Genomic DNA, 3080 nt, shown 5'->3' on the forward strand with positions numbered 1-3080 from the left:
ATGCGCCCGTCAGGCATTGGCGCAGCGTGATGTCTTCCATAAAACCTCGGTCGAAAAGCGTGATGAAGCGATAAAGCCGCGGATGCGGCTCGCACGACACGCTAGTCGGTTGAGGACGCCGGGTCAACATCCGGCGTACGTTGGGTGGATTGGGCGCGGGTCTGGCTGTGCGGCGCGCTGGACAGGCGTGTGCATCTTCCTATGCGGCCCGGCTAGATCGGCGCGTACTTTCCCATGCCGTGCCCTCGATCTGGACGCGTACCTCCCAATTCCCGCACGCCCCACGAATTCAAACCGCATCCACCGCCGCCGCGCGCGCACCCTGCCCGCCGCGATCAAGCCGGGCCGCGTACCACGTCACGCCGAGCGCGACCACGGCCACCACAGCCGCGACCCACGGCAGCGAATCCAGTGGATGCCCTTGGCTCAGCACCACGCCGCCGAGCCACGCGCCGCCGGCATTCCCCAAATTGAACGCGCCGATATTCAACGTCGACGCCAGATTCGGCGCATGTTTCGCCTTCTCGACCACCCGCGTTTGCAGCGGCGGCACGGTGGCGAACGCGGCAATGCCCCAGATAAAGATCGTGATGGCCGCCAGCGTCTGGTTGTGGCTGGTCTTCGCGAACACCGCCATGATGATCGCGAGCGCGACGAGAATGCCCATCAGCGAAGGCATCAGCGCCCGGTCGGCCAGCTTGCCGCCAATCGTGTTGCCGATCGTCAATCCAACGCCGAACAGCACGAGCACCAGCGTGACGCCATGCGGCGAAAATCCACTGATCTGCTCGAGGATCGGCGCGATGTAGGTGAAGACCACGAACACGCCGCCGAAGCCGAGCACGGTCATTGCCAGCGCGAGCCAGACTTGAGGCTCCTTCAGCACGCGCAATTCGTGGCCGAAGTTCGACGGTCCCGAATCATGCTTGTTCGGCACGAGCGCGGCCACGCCGACAAGCGACAACACGCCGAGCGCCGCCACGACCCAGAACGTCGTGCGCCAGCCGAATTCCTGACCGATAAACGTCCCGAACGGCACGCCGAGCACGTTCGCGAGCGTGAGCCCGGTGAACATGAGCGCAATCGCACTGGCGCGCTTTTCAGCCGGAACCAGCGACGCCGCGACCACCGCACCAATGCCGAAAAACGAACCATGCGCGAACGACGTCACCACGCGGGCGACCATGAGCCACGAATAACCGGGTGCAACGGCGCACAGCACATTGCCGACGATAAACACCCCCATCAGCAATTGCAGCGCGAGTTTGCGCGGCATTTTTGCGGTCAGCACGGCGAGCAGCGGCGCGCCCACGGCGACGCCCAGCGCGTAGCCGGTAACGAGGAATCCCGCCGATGGAATCGATACAGTCAGATCGCGGGCCACATCGGGTAGCAGCCCCATGATGACGAACTCGGTCGTCCCGATGGCGAACGCGCTGATAGCGAGCGCCAGAAGTGGAATAGGCATGAAAATCCCCTTAGTTTGAGAATACGGAAAGCGACGTCACGAATTCGATAACCACGCCCGGCGCAAGCTGCACGAACACCTGGTGTTCGCGGGCGAGCGGAACGTCGGCTTCGGAAAACGGCATCGCGTGTTCGTGCAGGCGTGCGAGCAAGGCCTGCCATTCGGCGGCGCTTTGAACCCGCAGTGCGAGATGATCGATGCGCGTGGCCGCCCGGCCACCGGGCGGCGAAGCGAGCACCGAGCCGTTCTCGATCAAATGCACGGCGGGCGTGCCATCGAGATAAAGCCAGTACCCGCCTATGCCGAACGGCGGGCGCGGGCCGACTTTCATGCCGGCTATATCGATGAGAAAATGGCGGATCGGCTCGCAATCGGGCGCGACGATCGTGACGTGATCGAGTTTCATCGGGCGCATCCAGGAAATTCGGGCTGCATCGTCAACCTCATACACTGCAATGCAACAAATTCTGCGCGCCGAGAGGCGTTTTGATAATTGGCGTAGCATTTGAATCATTATCAAAAGTGAATTGAGAATCCCGATGGATCGACTCGGCGATATGCGCCTGTTCACCGAAGCGGCAGCGCTCGGCAGCTTGTCCGCGGCGGGCCGCAAGCTGGGTTTATCGCCGGCGGCGGCCAGCGCCCGACTGCTCAAGCTGGAAAAATCGCTCACCGCACGCCTGTTCGAGCGCACCACGCGCCAGCTCAGACTCACCGATGAAGGCCGGCTTTATTTGCAGCATTGCCGGATCGCGCTGCAGGCTATCGACGACGGCGAAGCCGCGCTGCACGCTGGCCAGAATCTCGTGCGCGGCAAGGTGCGGATCTCGGCCACATCGGATTTCGGCCGCAACCTGTTGTGCCATTGGCTCGATGAATTCAGCCGCCGGTACCCGGACGTGAGCTTTTCGTTGACGTTGTCGGATTCGGTGTCGAATCTACTGCTGGAAGATATTGATCTGGCGATCCGCTTCAACCGGCCGTCGGAGGGCAATCTGATTGCCCGTCGGCTGGCGCCGAACCGGCGTGTGCTATGCGCATCGCCGGAATACCTGGCGCGGCACGGCGAACCGAAAACGCCCGCCGAACTCGCCACGCACACGTTCACGGTGCTGGTGACATCGACGGCGACGTTCAACGAGTTCCAGTTTGTCCGCGGTGACGATCGTTTCACCCACACCGTGCCGCTCGATGACGCCTGGGAAACCAACGACGGCGCGCTGACCCGCGCGTGGGCGCTGGCTGGCCAAGGCATTGCGCACAAATCGATCTGGGATATAGCCGCCGATGTCCACTCCGGCGCGCTGAAAATTTTGCTGGCAGACTGGTGTTCAAACGAGGCGGCAGTCCACGCTGTGTATCACTGCAACCGGTATATGGCGCCGCGGGTGCGCGTGCTGCTGGACTTCCTGATCGAACGCTTCGACCGCGCGACGGCAGAATTGCTCGGCGACCTGGCTTACCCGCCCGGGGCTTACCCGCCCGGCCAGCAGGGTCACGAAGTCGAGCGGACGCTATAATATCAAGCTAACCGTCGAGTGTCGCATCGTGCAAATTTCGGCCATTTCAGGCGAAATTGGCCTAAAGCTGCGCTAAAAGCGTGGTTCAACGC

At 62.6% G+C, this 3080-nt stretch carries 3 protein-coding genes; 1 reads left to right on the forward strand and 2 read right to left on the reverse strand.

The features are described 5' to 3' along the window. Positions 1-289 precede the first annotated feature (289 nt). Positions 290-1468: an MFS transporter gene (locus JWR14_RS07305; protein WP_299703763.1), complete on the reverse strand. Its 1179-nt coding sequence runs from the start codon at positions 1466-1468 to the stop codon at positions 290-292. A gap of 10 nt (positions 1469-1478) precedes the next feature. Then, positions 1479-1874 (reverse strand): VOC family protein, encoded by a 396-nt coding sequence (locus JWR14_RS07310; RefSeq protein WP_299703765.1) that lies wholly within the window; start codon positions 1872-1874, stop codon positions 1479-1481. A 133-nt stretch (positions 1875-2007) separates the two neighbouring features. Between JWR14_RS07310 and JWR14_RS07315 the strand changes: the two genes are divergently transcribed. Then, on the forward strand, positions 2008-2988 hold the full coding sequence (locus JWR14_RS07315; protein WP_299703768.1) for a LysR family transcriptional regulator: 981 nt from the start codon (positions 2008-2010) through the stop codon (positions 2986-2988). The last annotated feature ends 92 nt before the right edge of the window (positions 2989-3080 follow it).

The organism is Caballeronia sp., from assembly GCF_028292365.1.
Classification (GTDB): Bacteria; Pseudomonadota; Gammaproteobacteria; order Burkholderiales; family Burkholderiaceae; genus Caballeronia.